Origin of the sequence: Shewanella sp. ENK2 (assembly GCF_043568515.1) — a bacterium.
In the GTDB taxonomy this organism is placed as follows: Bacteria; Pseudomonadota; Gammaproteobacteria; order Enterobacterales; family Shewanellaceae; genus Shewanella; species Shewanella japonica.
Genome location: NZ_CP171406.1, coordinates 2,158,109 through 2,181,163 on the forward strand (window position 1 = coordinate 2,158,109; position 23,055 = coordinate 2,181,163).

The following is a 23,055-nucleotide window of genomic DNA, read 5'->3' on the forward strand; positions in this document are numbered from 1 at the left end:
TAGCGGCATTGTTGTTTCTGGCATATATATATCGAATAACGCTAAAATAACCCTAACTAAGCGGTACTGCTTAAGTGTTAAGTTTGTTTCGAGGTGCGTTATTAGAATCATCTGTAATGGCTGTGGTTACCCATCAGCAACGTGTATATGCGCTAGCATTTCTCCTATTCAGGTCAAAACCGAAGTGATTGTGCTGCAGCACCCTTCAGAGGTTGAGCATGCTAAAAATACGGTTAAGTTATTGTGCTTAACCTTACCAGAGACGCAAGTTGTGGTAGGGGAAACAGCAGAAGACTTTGCTGAGCTGCAAGTGTATCTGCAACAAGCCAGCAAGCCTGTATATTTAGTCTATCCAAACGAAACAAGCCAACGTGCTTCAGAGTCAAATTCACCTGAAGATTGTATTATTTTATTGATTGATGGCACTTGGCGAAAAGCCTTCAAAATGCTGCAGCTTAACCCTTGGTTACTTGATTTGCCGGCATTGCATATTGAGTTTGAAGGCGTGTCACAGTATCGCATTCGTAAAGCGAAACGAAGTGATAGCTTGTCGACGCTTGAAGCGACAGCATATATGCTGCAAGCCATTAATCCGACATTGGATATAGCGCCAATGTTTGCAGCCTTTGATGCGATGGTGCAACATAAGCTAGATGCCATGCCGCCAGCTGTGCGTGCTCGTTATGATCAAGAACAATAACAAGGAAGATATACCGCATGTTGAATCAAACGCGATTGGGTAACACATATTTCATTGCTGTCACGGTAATGGCAATCTTGAGTGCGATCAGTTCATGGCACGTGAGCGCAAGTGAAAAGCCTAGGCTGACATTATCTCAAAAAGCGGATCAAGGGCGAATTGACTCCAAAAAGACTGAGCAAGAACAGTTAGAAAAAGCTCGTAAAGCAGCAAGTGATACCCAAAATCGTGAGCAAGAAGTCTTAGCCCGTCAAGAGTCTGGTGAGTGGGAAAAAGAGCAGATAAAAAAGTCTCAAGCACAATTTAATGAGCGTGAATCTCGTGCCGACAAATATCTGCGTGAAGCAAAAGAAGCTGCCGCGAAAGAGCGAAAAATTGAAGAGAAATAGCTTCCAGCAGTTAACGCTGTTAGCAGTGTATTACTCACTAATCACTGCTCGGTAACCTTCACCATTTTCTTTGGTCACAAATGTTAAGTAGTTGTCAATACTATCGATACTGTCTTCATGATAATGGGATACAAACAATAACTGGCTCAGGTTCTCTTTGGCGATCAACTCAAGGGTCTTTTTAACTAAACGTATTCCCAAGTAATCTAAGCCTTGATAAGGCTCATCTAAAATCAGTAGCGTAGGCTGTTTAACGAGTGCTCGAGCAATCAGTAATAATCGTTGTTGGCTATAGTCTAATTGCTTTATCGATGTATTGGCGTACTCAACCATGTGCAGCATGATGAGCCAATCTTTTGCGACAGCTTTCTGGTCAGCACTGGCTTGCTGATATAAGCCTATCGAGTCATAAAAACCTGATAAAATCACATCTGTCGCGCTGCAATTTATCCGATATTGTAAGTGGAGTGCTGAAGACACCATGCCAATATGCTGTTTAATTTCCCATATGGTTTCGCCGGAGCCTCTTTTTTTGCCAAAAATATGAATATCATTGCTATAGCATTGAGGGTGGTCACCAAATATTAACCCTAACAAGGTGCTCTTACCGCAACCATTTGGGCCTTTAATTTGCCAGTGTTGGCCGTTATCAATTCGCCAATTCACATCGGTAAAAATCGTTTTATCGCTATAGGCAACTTTGCCATTTTTAAGTTCAAAAACCGGATTGTTAAAATGACTCTGGTGGCGATGTCGTTGCATTGTCGCCAACATTAATTCGCTTTGTACCTGAGTTTGTGAGGTTATTTGGGCGATGACAGGGTGCTGCTCCCAATCGTGTTTGTTCATCTTTCTGCCTAACTTTCCGTGGCTGAAAATAGCAATGTTATCTATCCACTTGGGTTGATCTTCTTCTCTTGAAAACACCAGTAACATCGGGATTGGTAATTGGCTTAAATAGTCAGATAATGCATCTCGATGTTGAATATCTAACCCTGAAAATGGATTATCAAGCACTAAAAAGTCTGGCTGACTGGCGATGGCAATTGCCAGCATGACTCGTCGTGTTTCCCCTGTCGATAATTCTCGAAACCCTTGCTCTTGTAGTGAGTGTAGATCTAGCTTTGTCAGTAGTGCATCAATGGGCTCGGGGTTATTGGTTTGTCTGCTACCCGCTGCGGGCAGTGCTTGTTTTATCAGTTCGATGACTTTAGTGCCTGTGTCGACAATATCTTGAAAATCTGTGTCGTCACTTTCAAGCTCTAAGGCTAATAACCTTTGCTGCTCGGTTAATGAAACTTGGGCAATGTGATGCGCCGATATACTCATGTCACCTGACAACACCTCAATATCTTTGGGTTGGTTAGTCAGTTTGTTATCAAATAATGCAGCGGATTGCTGGCAAAGCAGATCGCCTAGTATGGATCCAATATCACCATGAGCACTAAACACTCCCCACGACTGGTTGTGAATATGCCAATCGGCAATATCCAGTGTCAGTGAGTGACTCAATGCAGTGAATTGATTAAATTTGATATCCATTAGCTAATGTCCTTGTGTTACAACCACTGGCGAAAGGGTAACGATTCGCACAGGTCAATCGTACAGAAGTTCACTAAGTAAACAAATCGAAACAATTTCTTAGGTTCTCCTTTAACAAAATATTTAACAACTCGAGCCAGACCTTGTAGATTGGAATGCTACAAAAAATGATAATAACCATGGATGATAATATGCGCCTCTCTACTTTAGCCTTATGTGTTGCGACACTGTCAGGCACATTTGCTCCTGCCGTTTTTGCTAATAGCCCTGATGCAGCTAAATTGACTGCGAATGTTGAACAAAAAGTCATTGAGTGGCGTCGGGATTTACATCAGCATCCTGAGCTATCTAATCGAGAATTTAGAACCAGTAAAGTGATTGCTCAGCACCTAGAATCATTAGGTTTAGAAGTACAAACTGGTGTGGCTCACACAGGCGTTGTAGCGATTTTAAAAGGGGCAAAACCTGGGCCATTAATTGGTATTCGTGCTGATATGGACGCATTGCCTGTCACTGAAGTGGTGGACTTACCTTTTGCCTCAAAAGCCACAGATACTTATCGTGGTCAAACTGTAGGCGTGATGCATGCATGTGGTCATGATACCCATGTGGCGATGTTAATGGGCGTGGCCGAAAACCTTGTTAATGCTAAAGATAGCCTTGCTGGTGACGTAATGTTTATCTTTCAACCGGCAGAAGAGGGCGCACCAGCAGGTGAAGAAGGTGGTGCAGAGTTAATGCTTAAAGAAGGCTTATTTGCGAAGCGTAAACCTGAGCAAGTGTTTGGCATGCATGTGACTTCAAGTTTACCAACGGGGGTTATTGGCCTTCGTTCAGGCCCTGCGATGGCATCAGAAGATTCATTCACTATTACCGTTAAAGGCCGTCAAACCCATGGTTCTCGTCCTTGGGGCGGAGTGGATCCTATTGTGGCATCTGCGCAAATTATTAATAGCGTGCAAACCATTATTAGCCGTCAAGTTGATGTTACCAAAGCGCCAGCGGTCGTTAGCTTTGGTGCCATTAATGGTGGTATTCGCTCAAACATTATTCCTGATGAGGTAGAGCTTATCGGAACGATACGTACGTTCGATCAAGATATGCGAGCAGATATTAAAGTTAAGCTTGCCGAAATTGCAGAATTATCAGCTAAAACCCTTGGGGCAACTGCCACAACAGAAATTGATGCAGGTTATCCTGTGACAGTAAACAATCCTGAATTAGTCGCTAAAATGCGCCCTGTCATTCGCAGTGTTGTAGGCGAGGATAACTTAATTGAGCCAGGGCTGATTACTGGCGCTGAAGACTTTTCTTATTACGCATTAGAAACCCCAGGTTTGTTTTATTTTCTGGGGGTCACCCCAGCAGGCAAAGATCCTGCAACAGTGGCCAGCAACCATTCACCGGCGTTTTATGTGGATGAGTCTGCATTAAAAGTTGGTGTGCAAACCATGACACAATTGGCGTTAACGGCCTTAAGCGCTAAGTAATAAAACGAATTACCTGACAAGTAACAATCTTGTGTCAGTTAACAAAGACCATGAAAGATATCGTCGCTGTGACGGATGATTAAAAGGAAACCAACATGAAACGCAGAATGACCGCGTTATTGGTATTACTCAGCGCTTGGGTTAGCGTAGCGCAAGCTACCACTCAAGAAGATGTAAATACTTTTACGTTAGATAATGGCATGAAAATTATGGTGCTAGAAGACAGCAGCATACCCAATGCCAATATGTATCTATTTTGGAAAGTCGGTTCACGTAATGAAGTGCCAGGGATTACCGGTATTTCACACTTCTTTGAGCACATGATGTTTAACGGTTCAAAAAAGTATGGTCCGAAAATGTTTGACCGAACGATGGAAGCTGCTGGTGGTGCTAACAATGCCTACACCACTGAAGACATAACCGTGTATACCGATTGGTTTCCTGCCAATGCATTAGAGACCATTTTCGACTTAGAAGCCGATCGTATCGCCAACTTAGATATAGACCCTGAAATGGTCGAAAGTGAACGTGGCGTAGTGCAATCTGAACGAACCACTGGCCTAGAGAACTCTAACTGGCGCACCATTCAAGAGGAAGTTAAAGGTGTGGCATTTAGAGCGCATCCTTATAGCTGGTCAGTGATTGGTCATGAGTCAGATATCGCAGCTTGGAGTTTAGAGGATTTACAGCAATACCATAAAACTTATTATGCACCCAATAATGCCGTCGTGGTGATTGCTGGGGATGTGAAGGTTGCTGAAGTCAAAAAGCTGGCCAAACAATACTTTGGCGTCATTCCTGCGCAAACGCCACCTCAAGCTGTGCGCACTGTAGAGCCACTTCAAAAAGGCGAGCGTCGCGTGTTTGTGGAAAAAGCGTCAGTGAGTACGCCAAACGTAATGTTGGCTTACCACGTACCCTCGACAAAACATGAAGATTATTATGCACTTGATTTGCTAAATACCATTTTTAGTGAAGGTAATAGCTCTCGTTTATATCAAGGGCTAGTTGACAAGCAAGTTGCATCAAACGTGGTGTCTTATCTGCCATTATCATTTGATCCTAACCTGTTTTATTTTCTTGGTGTGGCAAATGCGGGAGTCGATGCTGAGCAACTTGAAGCCAACATGATTGCGGAAATTAACCGTATTAGCACTGAAGGGGTGACTCAACAAGAGCTTGAAAAAGTTAAGAATATCAAACTGATGAATTTCTATCGTACGATGCAAACCATTAATGGTCGTGCCAATACCTTAGGCCGTTACGAGCTGTATTTTGGCAGTTATGACAAACTATTCAGTGCCCCAGAGGCATATAACAAAGTCACAATAGAAGACATTCAACGTGTGGCGCAAACCTATTTACGTAAGGCCAATCGCACCGTGGGCGTGTTAGCTGCAACAGAAGGAGCTGACCTATGATGTCATTAGCAGGATTTACCTCAAAACGTACGCTTACAGCCATGGCGCTGGCATGCTCATTAGCCTTAACAGGGTGTGCAAGTACTACAGGCACCAGTAAAACGGTTGATACTGGCAGCTTTAGCATGCCGCAATACGAATCAATGACCTTAGATAATGGCCTAAAAGTGAACTTTATGGTGCAGTCTGAAGTGCCGATTATTAACATCAATGCGGTTGTCAGAGCTGGCGCTGTTAATGACACTACCTCGGGCGTGTCGTATATGACAGCTAAGAGTTTATTATTAGGTGCTGGTGGCAAATCGAAGGCGGAAATTGAGCAAGCCATTGATTTTCTTGGTGCAAGTTTAAAGACAGCTTCAGGGCGTGAAAGCTCGCAAATTGATGCTGACTTTATGAGTAAGGATCTCGATACCGTACTTGCGATAATGCAAGATGTGTTGATATCACCAGACTTTGATAGCGCTGAATTTGAAAAATTAAGACAGCGTGAAATAGTGGGATTATCGCAAGCAAAAGAAAGCCCCCGCGCGGTTATTGGTCGTTACTACACTAAAATGGTATTTGGACAGCACCCTTATGCTAACCCAACAACGGGTAACAGCGTTTCGTTAGCTGAGATTAATATTGCACAATTACGTGCTTTCCATAAAAGCTATTATCAGCCAAGTAACATGGCCATTAATGTTGTCGGTGACTTTGACCCAGCCCAAATGAAGGCAAAGCTAACTCAAGCTTTTGGTCGCTGGCAGGGAACTGAAAAAGCCGTCCAACCTGATTTATCACAGGGATTACCGTCACTCAATGCTAGCCGAGTATTGTTAGTTGATAAACCTGATGCGATTGAAACAACATTTGTTTTTGGTGGTTTAGGTATTCGCCGTGATAACCCTGATTATGTAGGGCTAACGGTAGTCAACACCATTTTAGGTGGCCGTTTTACTTCATGGTTAAACGATGAGTTAAGGGTCAACGCTGGATTAACTTATGGCGCTCGTTCTGGCTTTAATCCTTTTTCTGATTCTGGGGTTTTCCAAGTCAGCACCTTTACCAAAACCAGTACGACTAAAGAGGCCATGGACTTAGCGTTAAAAACCTATGCGCGTTTATGGGAACAAGGGATAGATCAGCAAACCTTAGATTCAGCTAAAGCCTACGTAAAAGGCCAATACCCGCCTAAATTTGAAACAGGTGGTCAGCTAGCTGAGCTAATGGCAGATATGTATATCTATAAATTTGATGATTCTTTCATCAATGAGTTTCAAGCCAAAGTCGACGGCTTAACCCTTGAAGATACTCAGCGTTTAATAAGCACCTATTTCCCTCAAGACAATTTGCAGTTTGTGTTGATTGGTAATGCTGCTAAGGTTGCTGATATTGCTAAAGAATATGGTGAAGTCACGCAGATTAATATGACGGACGTGGGCTTCGGTCAATAACACTCATCTCGTCTACTTTTGATTGTAAATGCCTTTCTTATTTGAGAAAGGCATTTTTTATTGGTCAAATTTGTCGGTTCAATAACTGACGTGATTTGCAAAAATAGTTTAGTTATTTGAAAATCGTGATGGAATAAAATAATGTGCTAGCTAATCACTGATTAAGCTTACTTCAAGGCCTTTTTGTCCATGTCTTATAATATTGGAATCTCAAAAATAAGCTGTAGCTTAGCCCTCTTGTTAGGATTTATAGGGATGCTGCCCGCAGCCAGCGTGAGCGCGGCGAAAGTGGATTTGAGCCAGTTTTGTCCACGACTTGATGGTGACTGGGTTGGCTCGGCGGCTAAGTCGGGCTCCAGACCAAAACAAGTGACAACTGCTGCAATTTGCTCATCTGATAAACGGAATCTAATGCTGACGGTGAGCCGTGGCGACAGTAACCCCAATAGTGAAGTTTGGTGGTTTCGTGCACATAGTGGTGATGTACTCCTGACATACACTGACGGTGTTGGTGCAGATAGAGAGCAAGTTTTTAGTTTATATCAGCGTGGGGATAGTTTTACTTTTTTAGGAAAAGGGCAACTTAATCAGCGGCCTGCATTGATTCGTTTAAGCTTTGAGCCCTTATCATCGACGACTAGCGCTCCAATTGATAATGGTAATAATGACAGTTGGTTGTGGCGTCAAAGTGCGCATTATCTTGATGATGATAGCCAGCAATATCAATTGATCCGCGCGATTGAGCTGACAACCGTTCAGCCCAATTAGCCAGTGCTACAAGTTAAATTAGCTATTCAGCTCCAGCGTAATCAAGCTGACGCCAAGCTTCGTAACTAATAATCGCCACAGAGTTGGATAGATTTAAACTGCGATTACTCGCAGCCATCGGAATGCGTAAACGTTGGCTGGCGGGAATAGATTCAATGATATCCATCGGTAACCCACGGGTCTCAGGACCAAATAACAATACGTCATCAGCGGCAAATTCAAGCTCGCTATGTGGGCGGCTGCCTTTAGTCGTGCACGCCATGATGCGCTTGCCTTGCATCGCCTCAAGGAAGGCTTCAAAATTCTTGTGGCGAGTGATATTGGTTAAATCAGCATAATCTAAGCCAGCTCTACGAAGCTTTTTCTCTTCTAAATCAAAGCCTAATGGCTCAATCAAGTGAAGTTTTGCCCCATTGTTGGCACACAGACGAATTATATTACCCGTGTTTGGAGCAATTTCTGGTTCATAAAGCGCAATATGGAACATGTTAAATACCTTGATTGAATGAATCGAGAATTATACTCAAAACATCATAGCCAGGGAAAGAAATCATCAAGATGATGATGTTTTGCCTGACATTCTGCATATGCCTCCTGCTAACGCTTATCTGAGAGTTAGAAAGATAGCCTTAGGTTACTGCATGGTTTTAGGCAGGCTAATGACAACACTTAGGCCATGGGGAGAGATATTTTTTGCCTCAATGTTACCTTGGTTGAGCTTAATGGCTGCTTGGGTAATGGCCAGACCTAACCCCCAGCCACCTGACTCACGATCGCGAGCATCATCAGGTCGGTAAAACGGCTTAAAGATTTCTTCTAAGTCGGCTTCATCAATCCCTTGTCCATCATCATCAATGGTGATCACCACTCGATCTTGTACCTGTTCTGCCGTAATAGAAATCACAGATTCGGCATAGCGAATCGCATTTCTCAGCACGTTTTCTATCGCGCGAGATAAGGATTTTGGGTAATGGTCGAGACTGATTGTTTCAGGGATCACAATATCTAAGCGTTTTTGCTGCTGCTCGGCTTCAAACTCAGCATCATCAAGAATATGGCTAAGCGATTCAGCCAGTTCAAGATGGACTTTATTTTCAGTGTTGCTGATGGTGACACGAGATAGGGTTAATAGCTCAGATATGAGGGCTTCTAACTGTTCTGCTTCATAGCCAATACGTTCTATATCAGGGCTACTTTGATCTTTCTTACGGGCTAATGCCAATGACAATTGCAGCCGGGTTAACGGCGTACGTAGTTCATGAGAAATATCACCCATTAAGCGTTGTTGATTATTCATCATGGTTTCGATGGACTCTGCCATCGTATTAAATGCTTGGGCCAGCTCGCCAATTTCATCCCCACGTTTTACCACGCTGGTTTCGACTCGACTTGATAAGTCTCCTCGCGCTAGCGCATTAGAGCTTTGCTTGAGTGAACGTAATGGCTTACCTAAGTTCCAAGCTAAAAGGCCGCACAGTAGACCAGACATTAACATGGCGATAATGGCTGTCAGCAGCTTGTTATCACTGAAAAAGAAAAACCAAGGGCGTGGGTGATTATCTGAAATACGTGCATAGACGCGGTAAGGCTTCTCACCTGCTATAAATTCGTAAGGACCGAAAATTAACTCAGTGCGGAATTGGTGACTAATAGGGGCACCATTGTCTTCGCTGATAAGTAAAAACTCACGAAAAGTACGTGGTACTTTGTTCGTATTTAACACCCTGCTTTGCTCGTCAAGAATATAAAACTTAAAGCTTTTTCCATCACGATTTCGGTGACGATTTAAACGTCTTAACGCTTGTTCATCTTCAAGTAACGACGGCTCTTCTATAAAGTGCTTTGCCGCACGTTTGAGCAGTTGTGTTTGTTTGTCCGACAAAGGGAGTTGATCATGGCTTTGCTGTAAAAAGGCAAAATCGCCACAAAGGCGATGATGAGCGAACTGCATAACCAAAAACCCAGTAATAACTTAACAAATAGGCGATTTATAGAAGAGAGGAAAGTCATTACGGGATCCAAATATAGCCTTTACCACGGATGGTTTTTACTCTTGGTCGACCATCGCTGCGTTCAGGTAATTTTTTGCGCAAGTTAGATAAATGCATGTCTAAGCTGCGATCAAATGGCATTAATTTTTTACCGAGTACGGTTTCGCTAAGTTGTTCTTTTGTGACCAAATCGCCCGCTTGGGTGATCAAGCTATGCAGTAAGGAAAACTCAGTACCCGTTAAGATAATAAGTTGTTCGTTACAATAAAGCTCTTGTCTTGCTTGGTCTAAACTGAGGTCACCAAAATCTAATCTAACTTGCTCATTTTTGTCAGCTTGAGTTAATACCGAGCGGCGTAAAATCGCGCGCATACGTGCAATTAACTCACGGTCGTTAAACGGTTTTGGTAGGTAGTCATCAGCGCCAATTTCAAGGCCAACCACGCGGTCAATTTCATCACCACGAGCAGTTAACATGAGTACTGGCGTTTGCTTTTGAGTTCTGAGGGCACGTAAGACTTCAAAGCCATTAAGTTTTGGTAGCATTACGTCAAGTAAAATTAAATCAAAATCTTGGTTCTGTGCATAATCAAGGCCTTGTTGGCCATCAAATGCTTGGGTCAATTCAAACCCTTCAAGTACCAAAAGCTGGGCTAATAATTCTGATAAACCTGCGTCATCATCAACTAATAAAATACGACTCATTGCGATCCTCACTCTTTCATTAATTGCACTATATAACGAATGAGGATCCAAGTTTAGCAACATTGCACTCTTTTACATAAAGATGAGTAAGTGCGACATAAACTTTGCTACGCGTTACCACCTAGCCGCACTATTTTTCTGCGACGTGATATTTTCCATCAGTGCGAATATATACCATTGCCCCTTGCGCTGACGTTGTCACTTTATGGCTGAATTTACCGTTAGAGCCAAAATAACTGCCCGCGGTTAATCCTTTTCTGTTTGGTGTTTCAACAGATTGATAGCTAAGGCTACCTTTGATAACAATGGCTCTAAACTCTTCAGCATCGCTTGTCAGTGTTCCACTAAAGTTGGCTGGCAATTTTATCATTGCACCGCCGAGTTCCCCGACTTTGTTACTGCCCCATAATGCGGTTATTTCAGCATTATTTCCATTGATAGACTTCATGTCGGTTTGGTCTAGCCAAACAAGGTTTGATTGATGAAGATTTATTGGTCGTTCGCCATTGTCAAATTGCTCACTAGATGGTTTAACCAAATAAGGGCCACTATCAATTTCAAGGAAGATGAGGTTGTCTTCTCCATTGGCTGCAGTGATGTGGTTCTCGCCAGCAGGTTGTGTCCAAAAAGAACCTGTTGGCATCCACATGGTTGCAGCATCGGGATCGTCATTATGCATTTTCCCCTCAATAACCACACCACGATAAGTAATATTATGAATGTGGGGAGGTGAGGAAAACCCTTTATTGAATTTCACTAACATACCCGTTGGCACATTTTGGGTGCGATCGCCCCAAAGGTTGGCCGCCCCAGGGCTTTTATCGCCACGAAGTGGGTTTAAATAACCCCAGTCAATATCAGCTGTCGTGATGACTTCTGACTGGGGGAGGTTTCTGCAAAGACAGCGGTGGCAGGTAAAGTGCTGAGTAAAATAGCCGGTAATACTGTGTGTAATAGATTCATGTTTGCGATCTCTGTCGGTGCTGAATATCGTGATTAAAATAAGATTTTTAAAATTAATCTAAAAGTATCAGTTAATTATAGTTGCTGAAGGAAATACAGAAAGGCCACTTGGTGAGAAACAGTATCAAACAAATCGGCATAATCCAGCACTTCATAATTTCAATTATTACAAAATATTATTAAAAACATAAATATTGATAATTTAACTTTTTGGTTGTAGTTCTCCTATACTTTTCTTATCGAAATTAGCCCGACTTTATGAACAACAACTGGAGAGATAAATATGTCTGCACCTATGCCTTACCCAAGAACGTTTTCTCATATTGGTATTTCAGTACCTGATTTAGAAGCGGCAGTGAAGTTCTACACCGAAGTACTAGGTTGGTACTTAATTATGGAACCAACAGAAATTACTGAAGATGATTCTGCCATTGGCGAAATGTGTACGGATGTATTTGGTGCAGGTTGGGAGCGTTTTAACATTGCCCACCTCTCTACCGGTGACCGTATCGGCGTCGAACTGTTTCAATTCAAGAATCAAAAGAATCCTGAAGATAACTTTGAATATTGGAAAACTGGCGTGTTCCACTTTTGTGTTCAAGATCCTGATGTTGAAGGACTAGCAGAGAAAATTGTTGCTGCTGGTGGCAAAAAACGAATGAAAGCACCGCGTTATTATTACCCAGGTGAAAAACCGTACCGCATGATTTACATGGAAGATCCATTTGGAAATATCCTAGAAATCTACAGCCACAGCTATGAATTACATTATGCCAGTGGTGCATATAAATAACATTCACAGGGGGTTATGGAGGCTATTAGGTTTTTCGTCATCCCCGTTTTCAATCTGTTAGACATCCTCTATTGTATCGCCGTTATAGGAACACACTATGTTTATCAATCATCCCAGTCGAAGAGAATTCATGAAGTTACTGGGTGTAAGTTTTGGGGCCGCTGCTTTGCCTATGGCATTAACGGGTTGTGTGTCTGCCACCTCGCAACAAGAGGCTACTGCTGAGGCCGCAGCAATGCCAGATTCACCTACACCGTACCCTAGAACCTTTTCTCATATCGGTATCTCGGTGCCAGATTTAGAGGCTGCAGTTAAGTTTTACACTGAAGTCTTAGGTTGGTACTTAATCATGGAGTCGACAGAAATTGTTGAAGATGATTCAGCCATCGGTGAGATGTGTACCGACGTTTTTGGTCCAGGGTGGGAGCGATTTAAGATAGCCCATTTATCTACTGGCGACCGAGTTGGAGTGGAGTTGTTTGAATTTAAAAACCAGCAAAACCCTGACGATAATTTTGAGTATTGGAAAACAGGTATTTTCCATTTCTGTGTTCAAGATCCTGATGTTGAAGGTTTGGCTGAAAAAATTGTTGCCGCTGGGGGTAAAAAACGCATGAAAGCGCCTCGTTATTATTACCCTGGTGAGAAGCCATATCGGATGATTTACATGGAAGACCCTTTCGGTAATATTTTAGAAATCTATAGCCATAGCTATGAGTTAACTTACTCGGCTGGAGCTTACCAATAAAATCTATTGGCTAATTAAATACAAAAAGCGAGTCTTAGGTATAAGACTCGCTTTACTGGTTACTGAGCTTTATAGCGAGATTAAGACTTTTGCTTCAAGCGTTTAATCTTAACGATGACATAAGTCAGCAAGATAGAACCTACAATCAAGCCTACAGAGAACACCACGTTTTGCAGCGCCATCGGGTCGATAACAAGCATGCTGCCTAAACCTAACATCATAATACCCGACATCAGTTTAAGTACTTCGCCTTCTTTTTCCGTTAGCTTACGCTTGCCAAGAGTGGCTGCGAATACAATCACAATGGTTGCTAATGGAATAACGTAAATGACGTTATAAGCGATGAGATACATATAACGCTCAATGGTATCTAACCCCGAAATTGATAACACAGACGTGTAAATCATCGGGAAACCAGCAGTACAAAGCAACTCATAAGCGTTGGCCATAATCGCCAATAACGCAGAACCGAATATTAAGGTTGGTAAAGAGCTGGTTTTAGACAATTTCCCCATCCGCTTTATTAAGCTGCCACGGTTTTCAACCGACATAGACAAGCTGACATCGCCCTTACCAAAGAAGAAGTCTTTTATGTTGACCAAGGCAGCCACCAGTGCAATTAACCCCGCACCTGTGATAATCCAGCCTCCGTCTCCACCACCTAGCAGTTGGAACAGGTTGAGCCATGCGCTCATAAAGATGAAGTAAATAAAGCCAGAGAAGAAAACGAAAATTCCGCCCACTAATAGCATGCGTCCACGACTGCCCGCATTCACCATGATGCTTAATAAAAAGAGCAATACGAAGAAGGCGCAAGGGTTAAATGCATCGACGCCAGCTAGCACTAAGGTCAATACAGGTAGCGACATTTTTTCAGGCTGAACAGCACCGATCAGTGGAATATCAACAGGTTGTACGTGAGGGGTATCATCTAGTTTGGCTTGGCTTGCTGCATTTGAACCAAAATCCATATCACAGGTACTAGGGTTGTTTGGATCTGAATTATCCGAGCAAGTTTCAAATAACGGTGCATCAGCGGTGGTTTTATCTTCATAAAAATCACCCATTAAATCTTCAGCAGGCATGGTGCCGCCATTTCGCTGATAACATGCTTCTAGGCGTTCAAGAATATAGCGACCAGTCACATCATGGCTATTATAGCCTGTAATGGCTTCGCCACAGACGGCAAAGTAAGGCACTGACTTGGGCTCGACGCCGGTTTTCTCGCCTATGGCCATCAGTTTATCAACATTGCCTGATTCTGATATAAGGTAATCATGTTGATTTATCCAGCTATATCGTTCAGCAAGTGCATCAATGAATGGGTGTGCTTTACGGCAGTGTGGACAGGTTTCTGACCAGAAAAAATGTAAATTTACCGAGGGTTCAGCGGCGCTATTATCTATCCATAAAGCATCATCGTTTGCCTGCGCCATACTGGCAAAAGAGAGCAATAAACCACATAACAAAATCAATCGGCTGAAAATCTTACTCATCCATAACCTCAACTTATACACCTTATTAAAACGTTCAATTAGTGTTATCTCAGATACATATGTCCTATGTAGGTTCAGTATGAAAATGATCCCTTTTTATATACGTGAACTGGCTCCCATTATGGTGTATGAGATTACTTTTGTTCCAGAAATGAGATCTTTACATAGCTTTACCGAGGCTAAACCCTTACTGACATTGCAATTGCTAAACTAGCTTCATATCAAAAACGCATTAAATACACATAAATTCGTTTTGGGATATTGAAGACGACATTCTGTTAGCAGTGTTACTTAAAAAAGGGATTAAGCGCTGTTAGCCCATTGTTTTAATTGAGTAAAGCACATAGATAGGTGACATTATGAAATCACGTTTAACAGTAAAAAATAGTTTATTAGCCTTTGTTGCTACTTCAGCATTATTAGCTGGTCAAGTGTACGCAACAAGCACAGACACCAATACTCAAACTGAACAGACTCAAGAAAAGGGTGAGCGAGCACATGGTGGTAAGCACCATGGCAAGAGCATGCATAAAAGTATGCGTAAAATGCTACGTTCACTTGATTTAACTGACACTCAACGCACAGATGTAAAAGCGATTATTGAGAAGTACAAAGCTGAGAAAGGCGAGCGTCCATCTGCTGAAGAGCGCACAGCACATAAAACTGAAATGTTAGCGCTGATTAGCAATGCTAACTTCGACGATGCTCAAGCTGATGCCATTATTGATGCTAAGCAACTTAAGCAAAAAGAAGGCATGAAAAACTTCATGAAAATGCAAAATGAAATCTACCAGCTACTGACTGAAGAGCAAAAAGCGAAGTTTGACTCACGTTTTACCAAAACCAAAGGTAAAGGTCGTGGTTAATTGTTAGCTGACTCCGTTATACTGGAGGTTACCACTGCATTTATTTAGGCGTGATGACCTCTATTATGACAACAGATTCAGACTACGATTTTTGGGTTAAGTTAGCTAGTCGCGCAGCTGTAGCCACAGCGTTAATCCTTATTGTGATCAAATTGCTCGCATGGCTCTATTCTGGGTCTGCGAGCATGCTTGCATCGTTAACCGATTCGTTTGCCGATGCACTTGCCTCTATCGTTAATTTTATTGCCATCCGTTATGCCATTTTGCCTGCTGACAGTGATCATCGTTATGGTCATGGAAAAGCTGAACCATTAGCCTCGCTTGCTCAATCTGCTTTCATCTTAGGCTCAGCATTCTTATTACTGTTTTATGGTGGAGAGCGGTTATTCAATCCTGTTGAAGTCTCTCATGCTGGTTTAGGCATGGTGGTGTCTATCATTGCGCTAGTGATGACATTTGCCTTGGTGATGCTGCAGAAAAAAGCGTTAGCAAAAACCAATAGTACTGTGGTGGAAGCGGACTCACTGCATTATAAATCTGACCTATTTTTAAATGGGGCAGTGTTACTCGCTTTAGTACTGGCACAATATGGCTGGTGGTGGGCTGATGGTTTATTTGCGGTATTAATTGCTTTATACATAGGTCATCAAGCAATAGATTTAGGTTATCGCTCTATTCAGTCCTTGCTTGATCGTGAGCTAGATGAAGCAACCCGTGAAGACATCATCGCAATTGTTAAGCAAGACCCTAGAGTGAATGGCTTACATGACTTACGTACTCGACAAGCGGGTAAGACCACGTTTATCCAGTTTCATATCGAGTTAAAAGGCTCATTACTATTACGTGAAGCCCATGAAATAACCGACAACACTGAGAAACGTTTATGTGAAGCGTTTGATAGTGCGGAAGTGATAATTCACCAAGACCCTATCGATTAAATGCATATCAAACAGCTCTTTGCACCGCTAACTGTGTTGAATTTACTTGCAATAGACCCGCTATTGACGCGTAAATTCGCCTTGTTATCAGCGCAAAGCTCAAGTTTGAATTTAACTGATTTATTTTAAAAGAGTGAATATGGCTATTTAAACATAACTTATTGAACTCTTATCCCGAGTTCAGGTTATTTAGATTGCTACTAGATTCATATAAAGACTAAAAGCCGCTAACAAGTTAATTTATTAGCGGCTTTTTTATGTCTGTTTGAACAAGATAGGCTAATAACCTAGCTGTTTAAATTGCTTAACAGCGAGTGAAACAATATTGTCGATACTGTTATCGACATTAACAGTGACGACTAAGTTTTCTTGGCTAGGATCTTCAAGGGTAGCAAACTGGCTGTCGACCATGTTTTGTTTCATAAAGTGGCCACTTCGAGCCTGCATTCTTGCCAAGATAAGATCGTAACTGCCTTGTAGATATAGAAAAGCGACTTGTTGGTTACCTTCTCGTATGGTGTTTCGGTATTGTTGTTTTAGTGCAGAGCAAACAATGATGGCGGTTTCATTTTTTGATTCGATACTGTAAGCCGCGTCTCGAACGCGCTCTAACCATGGTGCGCGATCATCATCGTTTAATGGCTCGCCACGGGCCATTTTTTGAATATTAGCTCGTGGATGTAGGTCGTCACCATCAATAAATTTCGCATTCAAGCTATTTGCTAACTTTTCGCCAACGGTGCTTTTACCACAAGCACACACACCCATCACAATAATGGTTTTACCGGTCATTTACGTACCTCAAATCAGGGTTGATCTATATACTTTAGCCGTTTCGAAAGTATATCTCGAAGCTGAGTGATAGTACCGCGTTGAGTTGATTTTTTTGACTAGATTAGATTTAATCAACTTGATAAAGAATACCTAAAAGAACGATGGAACATACCATGGACACTTTAGCTCAATCTGCTGATCCTACCTACCTACTAATGGTCGCTGCAGCGGCTATAACTGCTTTACTCTTATTGATCATAAAACTCAAAATGCACGCCTTTGTGGCGTTAACATTAGTGAGTTTATCAACAGCTCTTGCGACAGGAATTTCTACTGAACAAGTCGTGCCGACGATGATGTCAGGTTTTGGCGGCACGCTGGCAGCTGTCGCACTTTTAGTAGGCTTAGGTGCCATGATTGGTAAAATCTTAGAAGTTACTGGTGGGGCGCAGGTATTAGCCGACAGCCTTATTGGCCGCTTTGGCGCAGAAAAAGCGCCTTTCGCATTAGGTGTTGCCTCACTCTTGTTTGGTTTCCCTATCTTCTTTGATGCGGGCTTAATCGTGATGATGCCGATTATATTCAGTGTGGCCAAACGCTTTGGCGGCTCACCATTAAAATATGCGCTGCCATCTGCGGGTGCCTTTGCGGTAATGCATGCTTTTGTGCCACCGCATCCAGGCCCGGTTGCCGCAGCTGATTTACTTGGGGCAAACATAGGCATGCTACTAATGATTGGTATTTTAGTGGCGATCCCAACTTGGTATATAGGGGCTTATTTGTTTGGCTTATATGCAGGCAAGAAGTTTGATATTCCTTTATCTAAGGTTTTCTTAAGTTCTGAGACCGTGATTGACCCGGCTAAACAGCCTAAATTCATTACTGTATTAATGATCTTACTGCTACCAGTATTGCTAATTTTTCTAGATACAGGCTTGAACACCTTGAGCGTAGCAGGTGTGATAGATGGCAGTGCCACTTGGGTTGAAAGCCTGCGCATGCTAGGTAAAACTCCCATTGCATTGCTAATAACCTTACTCGTTTGTCTTGCTGTGTTTGCTAAAGATTACGGTATGAAGCAGCTTGAGAAATTGTGTGGTGATTCGCTCGCTCCTATTTGTGGTGCAATTTTAGTGACAGGCGCTGGTGGTATGTTTGGTGGTGTATTACGTGCCAGTGGTATTGGTGAAGCCTTAGCTGGAGTATTAAACGATACCGGTATGCCCATCATTGTAGCAGCCTTTGTCATTGCAACATGTTTGCGAGTAGCGCAGGGGTCGGCAACGGTTGCATTAACCACAACAGCAGCGTTAATTGCGCCTATGGTCGCTGTGACTTCGGGTCTGACACAGTTTGATCTTTGCTTTATTGTCATTGCCATTGCTGGTGGCTCGACGGTATTGTCTCACTTTAATGATTCAGGTTTCTGGCTTGTGGGTCGTTTAATGGAAATGGATGAGAAAACCACTTTAAAGACCTGGACTGTGATGGAAACATTACTCGGGACTATCGCCTTTATTATTGTGGGCGTGCTGAGCATGGTTATTTAGCCTGAATTCAGGTTTTTAATACGTTAAGCCAGTATTAATCTATTAGTTAATGATAAGAAGGAGCAGCAATGCTCCTTCTTATTAGATTATCGTTATTGACACATTTTCGAACAAATACCTACATTTGAAATGATTGATGAGTGAGTGCTTTCTGCTATGCTGCCTGCGCTGATAGAATTATTAAGGAATGATATTGAAACGCTTATCTGTAGTAGCAAGTGCAATATTAATGGTCGGTTTATCTTTTAATGTCACAGCCGAAGAACATAAAGCCCGCGATACGGGTTGGTATGTGGGTGGTGAACTGAGTAATGTACAACTGGAAGTCGGCAGTTTTGACGATTCTGGTGCAGGTTTCGGTGCTTATGGTGGTTATAACTTCAATCATTGGTTTGGCATCGAAGGAAAATGGATGCTGACCAATGATCTACAAGATGGTCGTGTTGATCTTGGTTTAGCTGTTTTTTCGGCTGCGCCGAAATTTACTTGGGCTATCAATGATACCTTTTCTGTTTTTGGTAAAGTGGGCTTAGCGATTCGTGCACTCGAAGTTGACCCTGATTACGATTATGACGAAGGCTTTGATACTGCCGATTGGAGTGGTGTTAATGTGCTTTACGGTGTTGGCATAACAGCTGCTGTTTCCGAATCACTGCGCTTACGTTTAAGTTATGAGTATGCCACCGGTGACTTAGATGCCGATCGTTCTGAAATGCTAGATATTGATGCAGATACTTCGCAGTTAGCATTGGGGCTGCATTACCAGTTTTAAACTGAGTGCTCTTAGTATAAAAAGATAAAGCGAGTGTAAATAAAGAAGGATAGCTTTCGCTATCCTTTTTGTTTTAACTCTTGTCGTAAATTAATCCATTTCTAATTCTTTGAGTTTACGCGTGAGGGTGTTTCGCCCCCAGCCTAAACGTTTTGCTGCTTCTTGCTTATGGCCTTGAGTATGCTTGAGCGCTGTTTTTAATAATATCCGCTCAAAGGCTGGTTGCACTTCTGTGAGCAAATCACTTTCACCCGCAGATAGCTTTTCATCAATCCATTGGGTTAATGCCACTTGCCAATCTGAAACACCGTCAGTTCTTTCACCTGAAGCGACTGGGTCTTTAAGTAACTCAGCGGGTAAATCCTGAGGCAAAATCTCTTGGCCTGAGGCCATCACCGTTAACCAGCGACATGTATTTTCAAGTTGTCTAACATTTCCGGGCCAAGGTAATTGCTCTAATTTGGTTGCTGTTTCTTTTGTCAGTACTTTTGGCTCTACACCGATTTCTTTTGCTGCAGAAATCAAAAAATGGGTGGCCAATTGGGCAATATCTTCACGACGCTGCGACAGTGGCGGTAGGTGTACTCGAATCACGTTTAAGCGGTGAAATAAATCTTCACGAAAATCGCCTTTTTGCACCAATAATTCTAAGTCTTGGTGTGTTGCGGCAATAATTCGCACATCGACCTGTACTGCCACATGGCCACCGACGCGATAGAACTGCCCATCGGCAAGAACACGTAAAAGGCGGGTTTGCACATCAAGTGGCATGTCGCCAATTTCATCTAAAAACAGAGTTCCGCCATTGGCTTGTTCAAAGCGACCTTGGCGGACATTGGCTGCTCCTGTAAAGGCGCCTTTTTCATGACCAAATAGTTCAGACTCTATTAGGTCTTTTGGAATAGCAGCCATGTTCAATGCGATAAAAGGGCTATCTTTACGAGGGCTGTGTTTATGCAGTGCGCCAGCAACCAGTTCTTTACCAGTACCAGATTGACCATTTATTAATACACTAATGGATGAACGAGATAGGCGACCAATCGCACGGAATACCTCCTGCATTGAAGGTGCTTCACCAATGATCTCAGGGGTTTTCACCACTTCGGGTTCTTCAGCTGGCGGAGGGACTTGTTCTGTTGCATGGGTCAGTGCGCGTTCCACTAACGCAATGGCTTCATCAATATCAAATGGCTTTGGTAAATACTCAAAGGCCCCCGCTTGGTAAGCGCTGACGGCACTGTCTAAATCAGAGTGCGCCGTCATGATAATGACTGGAATATGCGGGTAGTGCATTTGTAAGCGATCAAGCAAGGTTAAGCCATCAGTTCCAGGCATGCGGATATCTGACACAATCACAATAGGCTGTGAGATTTCTAATGCTTGCCATAATGACTCGGCCGCAGCAAAGCTGGCAGTAGAAATCTTGGCACCCAGTAGGGCTCTTTCTAATACCCAGCGAATAGAACTATCATCGTCGAGGATCCAAACTTGTTCGCTTATACTCATGTTACTTCCTCAATAGCCATCAATGGCATGTTATTGTAATGGCAGGATAATGGTGAATTCTGTGTGCCCTGGTGCCGATACGCAATCAATGCGACCTCCATGTAATCGTGCAATATTATGCGCAATCGATAAGCCTAAACCTGAGCCGTCCTCTCTGCCTGTTACCATTGGATAAAACAATGTATCCAGTAGTTCTGCCGGGATCCCAGGTCCGTTATCAATAATCGATAGCGCCAATACTAATTTGAACCTTTGAGTGCCAATAGTGACTTGATGCTGGGTTCTACTTCTAATGAGTATTTCGCCACCGGTTTTCTCAAGCGCCTGAGTGGCATTTTGTACTATGTTAAGCACGGCTTGTTGCAGTTGATCAGGATCCATATTCATATCGGGAATGGATGGATCGTAATCTCGCGCTAACGTGACGTTATCCGGTAGGGTTAACTCAATCAGTTTTAAGACTTTTTGCACTACTTGGTGGATATTGTGTTCGGTATGCTGGGTAGGACGTTGTGGTCCCAATAGCTTATCAACCAAGTTTCTTAGCCTATCGGCTTGCTCAATAATTAGATCGGTGAACTCTTTTAATTGCGGCTCAGCTAACTCACGTGAAAGTAACTGGGCTGCACCTCTGAGGCCGCCTAATGGGTTTTTAATTTCATGGGCAAGGTTGCGCACTAAGAATTGCGCAGCTTGTTGTTGGGCATCTAAGTTCAGTTGCTGGTGGATACGATGTTGCTGATCGACTTGTCTTAGCTCGAGCAGACTTAAGTCATCTTCATGCTCCATGGGGATCAAGGTGATATCAATAATGTGGTGCACACCGTCAAGGGTTATTAACGCAGCAGTATTAACTGTAATCCCTTGGCTGGCTTTTACCGAATCAATTAAGAGTTCAGACTCTACTCCCATAAACTGATAGAGTTCAGGCAAACGCTGTTCTCGCAATTTATTTACACTGATCCCTAACAGCTGCTCAGCTGCCGCATTGGCATAATGAGGCATCAGTTTGCTATCGATAACAAGAACAGCGGTAACTAAATGATTCAGCAGATTATTTGTATCCATCAATTGTCCTGCATATTGAAGTTGCACCACCATGTTGCACCAGTATGGTGCACTAAGCAACTTATTCTACATCGACAATCAATTTAATAATCTTTTAATATTGTTTCTCTATCTATATGAAAAACAATATTTTTATTCAGTCCTAGGTGTTGGTCTAGGTTTATTAAGAATGGAAGCCTGATGTAGAAATATCTTTCTAGCAGAACTTGATGCAAGGACTTTGCCGTTTTGGGTCAAAATCTTAACGACAAGATTATGTTCACCGCGATTTACTTCAGTGACATTGAAGATTGCACTGGATTGAGGCTGACCATAAAGAATGTCGTCAATATACAGTGCAAGTAAATAACCATTGGGTAGTTCTGGCGCCGCACTGGCGACAACAGTGAAGTTTCCTTGGTTACTTCTGATGGTTTCTTCTTGAGTGGGATTAACGATTCTCACCCTGTAGGTAACCGCTTCAGCTGGTTTTGTATTGGAATCCACTTCGGCAGGAACACGAACAGAAATGCTATTTTGCGTATTTTGATTGAGCTCTACTGTTTCGGCATTTTCCCTTGGTTCGTCGCTGTAGTGGACTTTACCATTCTCATCTACCCAGCGATAAACCGTTGCATGGCTGCTTGAGAGGACAATACTGGTTAAAATGAGACTAATGATTAAGACTAAGCGCATGTGGGATTCCTTCACCTTTGGCGTTCAACACATTAATATTAGCTTCTTTTTAACATAAAATCAGCAATTACTGATGAACTGCTGACGCTAATTACTTGTACTGGCAGCGATATTCACTGATTTCGTTAGTGCGAATTTTAAAGTTAACATTGGCATCTAATTCAAATAATTCGCCTGCTGTGACGGTTGTCCAATCTGTGGCATGAGGTAATAACACCTCAAATTTACCAGAGGTGATATTCATGATTTCAGCTTGGCTGGTATCAAAGTTATATTCACCAGGTAGCACAACCCCAAGGGTTTGATGACTACCATCAGTAAAATGAATTGTGCGACTGATGACTTTACCATCAAAGTAAATATTGGCTTGATTAGCCACGTTAACATTTTGAATCACAGACATTTTGCGATATTCCAACCTAAGAGACAATAAGTAAGGGTGAATATATATTCGTTTAAAG

General features: G+C 42.5%; 22 protein-coding genes and 1 pseudogene. 12 read left to right on the forward strand and 11 right to left on the reverse strand.

The annotated features are described in order from the left end of the window. Positions 1–100: 100 nt before the first annotated feature. On the forward strand, positions 101–700 hold the full coding sequence (locus ACGEDC_RS09595; RefSeq protein ID WP_394498297.1) for a tRNA-uridine aminocarboxypropyltransferase: 600 nt from the start codon (positions 101–103) through the stop codon (positions 698–700). 68 nt (positions 701–768) lie between these two features. Continuing rightward, positions 769–1,089: a hypothetical protein gene (locus ACGEDC_RS09600; protein ID WP_174567616.1), complete on the forward strand. Its 321-nt coding sequence runs from the start codon at positions 769–771 to the stop codon at positions 1,087–1,089. A 30-nt stretch (positions 1,090–1,119) separates the two neighbouring features. Here the strand turns inward: ACGEDC_RS09600 and ACGEDC_RS09605 are convergent, their stop codons facing one another. Beyond that, positions 1,120–2,631 carry an ATP-binding cassette domain-containing protein gene (locus ACGEDC_RS09605; RefSeq protein WP_394497897.1) on the reverse strand — a complete coding sequence of 504 codons (1,512 nt, stop codon included), beginning with the start codon at positions 2,629–2,631 and terminating at the stop codon, positions 1,120–1,122. A 191-nt stretch (positions 2,632–2,822) separates the two neighbouring features. Between ACGEDC_RS09605 and ACGEDC_RS09610 the strand changes: the two genes are divergently transcribed. The 4 genes from ACGEDC_RS09610 to ACGEDC_RS09625 all read left to right on the forward strand — a co-directional run bounded on the left by ACGEDC_RS09610 (position 2,823) and on the right by ACGEDC_RS09625 (position 7,749). Further along, entirely contained in the window at positions 2,823–4,121 is a 1,299-nt protein-coding gene (locus ACGEDC_RS09610) for an amidohydrolase (protein WP_197495564.1), read from the forward strand. Between the two features lie 95 nt (positions 4,122–4,216). Beyond that, a complete protein-coding gene (locus ACGEDC_RS09615) occupies positions 4,217–5,542 on the forward strand; it encodes a M16 family metallopeptidase (protein WP_055025364.1) in 1,326 nt (441 codons plus the stop codon). Continuing rightward, positions 5,539–6,981 (forward strand): M16 family metallopeptidase, encoded by a 1,443-nt coding sequence (locus ACGEDC_RS09620; RefSeq protein WP_394497900.1) that lies wholly within the window; start codon positions 5,539–5,541, stop codon positions 6,979–6,981. Before ACGEDC_RS09615 ends, ACGEDC_RS09620 begins: the two co-directional genes overlap by 4 nt. A gap of 255 nt (positions 6,982–7,236) precedes the next feature. Beyond that, positions 7,237–7,749, forward strand: a complete 513-nt coding sequence (locus tag ACGEDC_RS09625) for a hypothetical protein (protein ID WP_225442147.1) — start codon at positions 7,237–7,239, stop codon at positions 7,747–7,749. Positions 7,750–7,771: 22 nt separating this feature from the next. Here ACGEDC_RS09625 and trmL read toward each other — a convergent pair whose 3' ends face one another. The 4 genes and pseudogenes from trmL to ACGEDC_RS09645 form a co-directional block, all read right to left on the reverse strand. Next, the gene (gene trmL / locus ACGEDC_RS09630; protein WP_080914629.1) at positions 7,772–8,236 is read right to left on the reverse strand and encodes a tRNA (uridine(34)/cytosine(34)/5-carboxymethylaminomethyluridine(34)-2'-O)-methyltransferase TrmL; all 465 of its coding nucleotides are present in this window, start codon (positions 8,234–8,236) and stop codon (positions 7,772–7,774) included. A 147-nt stretch (positions 8,237–8,383) separates the two neighbouring features. Continuing rightward, positions 8,384–9,759, reverse strand: a pseudogene (locus tag ACGEDC_RS09635) (ATP-binding protein). Continuing rightward, a complete protein-coding gene (locus ACGEDC_RS09640) occupies positions 9,759–10,445 on the reverse strand; it encodes a response regulator (RefSeq protein ID WP_055025359.1) in 687 nt (228 codons plus the stop codon). The pseudogene ACGEDC_RS09635 and the gene ACGEDC_RS09640 overlap by 1 nt, the downstream one beginning before the upstream one ends. Positions 10,446–10,575: 130 nt before the next feature. Then, positions 10,576–11,466 carry a DUF4437 domain-containing protein gene (locus ACGEDC_RS09645; RefSeq protein WP_394498300.1) on the reverse strand — a complete coding sequence of 297 codons (891 nt, stop codon included), beginning with the start codon at positions 11,464–11,466 and terminating at the stop codon, positions 10,576–10,578. A gap of 225 nt (positions 11,467–11,691) precedes the next feature. Between ACGEDC_RS09645 and ACGEDC_RS09650 the strand changes: the two genes are divergently transcribed. Both ACGEDC_RS09650 and ACGEDC_RS09655 read left to right on the forward strand, forming a co-directional pair. Then, positions 11,692–12,201: a lactoylglutathione lyase family protein gene (locus tag ACGEDC_RS09650; RefSeq protein ID WP_174567600.1), complete on the forward strand. Its 510-nt coding sequence runs from the start codon at positions 11,692–11,694 to the stop codon at positions 12,199–12,201. A 235-nt stretch (positions 12,202–12,436) separates the two neighbouring features. Continuing rightward, positions 12,437–12,949: a lactoylglutathione lyase family protein gene (locus tag ACGEDC_RS09655; RefSeq protein WP_394498302.1), complete on the forward strand. Its 513-nt coding sequence runs from the start codon at positions 12,437–12,439 to the stop codon at positions 12,947–12,949. Between the two features lie 80 nt (positions 12,950–13,029). Here the strand turns inward: ACGEDC_RS09655 and ACGEDC_RS09660 are convergent, their stop codons facing one another. Beyond that, positions 13,030–14,445 (reverse strand): cytochrome C biosynthesis protein, encoded by a 1,416-nt coding sequence (locus tag ACGEDC_RS09660; protein WP_394497904.1) that lies wholly within the window; start codon positions 14,443–14,445, stop codon positions 13,030–13,032. 359 nt (positions 14,446–14,804) lie between these two features. Here ACGEDC_RS09660 and ACGEDC_RS09665 point away from each other — a divergent pair, with 359 nt between their 5' ends. After that, positions 14,805–15,311 (forward strand): Spy/CpxP family protein refolding chaperone, encoded by a 507-nt coding sequence (locus tag ACGEDC_RS09665; RefSeq protein ID WP_394497906.1) that lies wholly within the window; start codon positions 14,805–14,807, stop codon positions 15,309–15,311. 65 nt (positions 15,312–15,376) lie between these two features. Further along, on the forward strand, positions 15,377–16,249 hold the full coding sequence (locus tag ACGEDC_RS09670) for a cation diffusion facilitator family transporter (protein WP_080917338.1): 873 nt from the start codon (positions 15,377–15,379) through the stop codon (positions 16,247–16,249). Positions 16,250–16,528: 279 nt separating this feature from the next. On the opposite strand, the gene ACGEDC_RS09675 is transcribed toward ACGEDC_RS09670, so the two are convergent. Further along, a complete protein-coding gene (locus ACGEDC_RS09675; RefSeq protein ID WP_394497908.1) occupies positions 16,529–17,041 on the reverse strand; it encodes a gluconokinase in 513 nt (170 codons plus the stop codon). A 155-nt stretch (positions 17,042–17,196) separates the two neighbouring features. Here ACGEDC_RS09675 and ACGEDC_RS09680 point away from each other — a divergent pair, with 155 nt between their 5' ends. Both ACGEDC_RS09680 and ACGEDC_RS09685 read left to right on the forward strand, forming a co-directional pair. Continuing rightward, positions 17,197–18,573 carry a GntP family permease gene (locus ACGEDC_RS09680; RefSeq protein ID WP_192021902.1) on the forward strand — a complete coding sequence of 459 codons (1,377 nt, stop codon included), beginning with the start codon at positions 17,197–17,199 and terminating at the stop codon, positions 18,571–18,573. Between the two features lie 187 nt (positions 18,574–18,760). Then, positions 18,761–19,345, forward strand: a complete 585-nt coding sequence (locus ACGEDC_RS09685; RefSeq protein ID WP_394497910.1) for an outer membrane protein — start codon at positions 18,761–18,763, stop codon at positions 19,343–19,345. A 90-nt stretch (positions 19,346–19,435) separates the two neighbouring features. Here ACGEDC_RS09685 and glnG read toward each other — a convergent pair whose 3' ends face one another. The 4 genes from glnG to ACGEDC_RS09705 form a co-directional block, all read right to left on the reverse strand. Then, a complete protein-coding gene (gene glnG, locus ACGEDC_RS09690; protein WP_055025351.1) occupies positions 19,436–20,851 on the reverse strand; it encodes a nitrogen regulation protein NR(I) in 1,416 nt (471 codons plus the stop codon). A 30-nt stretch (positions 20,852–20,881) separates the two neighbouring features. Then, entirely contained in the window at positions 20,882–21,919 is a 1,038-nt protein-coding gene (gene glnL / locus ACGEDC_RS09695) for a nitrogen regulation protein NR(II) (RefSeq protein ID WP_055025410.1), read from the reverse strand. A 132-nt stretch (positions 21,920–22,051) separates the two neighbouring features. Then, positions 22,052–22,594 (reverse strand): DUF4124 domain-containing protein, encoded by a 543-nt coding sequence (locus ACGEDC_RS09700; protein WP_055025350.1) that lies wholly within the window; start codon positions 22,592–22,594, stop codon positions 22,052–22,054. 91 nt (positions 22,595–22,685) lie between these two features. Next, a complete protein-coding gene (locus ACGEDC_RS09705; protein WP_080914636.1) occupies positions 22,686–22,997 on the reverse strand; it encodes a pyrimidine/purine nucleoside phosphorylase in 312 nt (103 codons plus the stop codon). Positions 22,998–23,055: the final 58 nt, after the last annotated feature.

Coding starts and splice junctions, on each gene's coding strand:
- ACGEDC_RS09640 (WP_055025359.1), bottom strand. CDS start 10,445: ATGAGTCGTATTTTATTAGTTGATGATGACGCAGGTTTATCAGAATTA.
- trmL (WP_080914629.1), bottom strand. CDS start 8,236: ATGTTCCATATTGCGCTTTATGAACCAGAAATTGCTCCAAACACGGGT.
- ACGEDC_RS09685 (WP_394497910.1), top strand. CDS start 18,761: ATGATATTGAAACGCTTATCTGTAGTAGCAAGTGCAATATTAATGGTC.
- ACGEDC_RS09665 (WP_394497906.1), top strand. CDS start 14,805: ATGAAATCACGTTTAACAGTAAAAAATAGTTTATTAGCCTTTGTTGCT.
- ACGEDC_RS09700 (WP_055025350.1), bottom strand. CDS start 22,594: ATGCGCTTAGTCTTAATCATTAGTCTCATTTTAACCAGTATTGTCCTC.
- ACGEDC_RS09680 (WP_192021902.1), top strand. CDS start 17,197: ATGGACACTTTAGCTCAATCTGCTGATCCTACCTACCTACTAATGGTC.
- glnG (WP_055025351.1), bottom strand. CDS start 20,851: ATGAGTATAAGCGAACAAGTTTGGATCCTCGACGATGATAGTTCTATT.
- ACGEDC_RS09625 (WP_225442147.1), top strand. CDS start 7,237: ATGCTGCCCGCAGCCAGCGTGAGCGCGGCGAAAGTGGATTTGAGCCAG.
- ACGEDC_RS09675 (WP_394497908.1), bottom strand. CDS start 17,041: ATGACCGGTAAAACCATTATTGTGATGGGTGTGTGTGCTTGTGGTAAA.
- ACGEDC_RS09660 (WP_394497904.1), bottom strand. CDS start 14,445: ATGAGTAAGATTTTCAGCCGATTGATTTTGTTATGTGGTTTATTGCTC.
- ACGEDC_RS09615 (WP_055025364.1), top strand. CDS start 4,217: ATGAAACGCAGAATGACCGCGTTATTGGTATTACTCAGCGCTTGGGTT.
- glnL (WP_055025410.1), bottom strand. CDS start 21,919: ATGGATACAAATAATCTGCTGAATCATTTAGTTACCGCTGTTCTTGTT.
- ACGEDC_RS09600 (WP_174567616.1), top strand. CDS start 769: ATGGCAATCTTGAGTGCGATCAGTTCATGGCACGTGAGCGCAAGTGAA.
- ACGEDC_RS09605 (WP_394497897.1), bottom strand. CDS start 2,631: ATGGATATCAAATTTAATCAATTCACTGCATTGAGTCACTCACTGACA.
- ACGEDC_RS09650 (WP_174567600.1), top strand. CDS start 11,692: ATGTCTGCACCTATGCCTTACCCAAGAACGTTTTCTCATATTGGTATT.
- ACGEDC_RS09610 (WP_197495564.1), top strand. CDS start 2,823: ATGCGCCTCTCTACTTTAGCCTTATGTGTTGCGACACTGTCAGGCACA.
- ACGEDC_RS09655 (WP_394498302.1), top strand. CDS start 12,437: ATGCCAGATTCACCTACACCGTACCCTAGAACCTTTTCTCATATCGGT.
- ACGEDC_RS09670 (WP_080917338.1), top strand. CDS start 15,377: ATGACAACAGATTCAGACTACGATTTTTGGGTTAAGTTAGCTAGTCGC.
- ACGEDC_RS09705 (WP_080914636.1), bottom strand. CDS start 22,997: ATGTCTGTGATTCAAAATGTTAACGTGGCTAATCAAGCCAATATTTAC.
- ACGEDC_RS09620 (WP_394497900.1), top strand. CDS start 5,539: ATGATGTCATTAGCAGGATTTACCTCAAAACGTACGCTTACAGCCATG.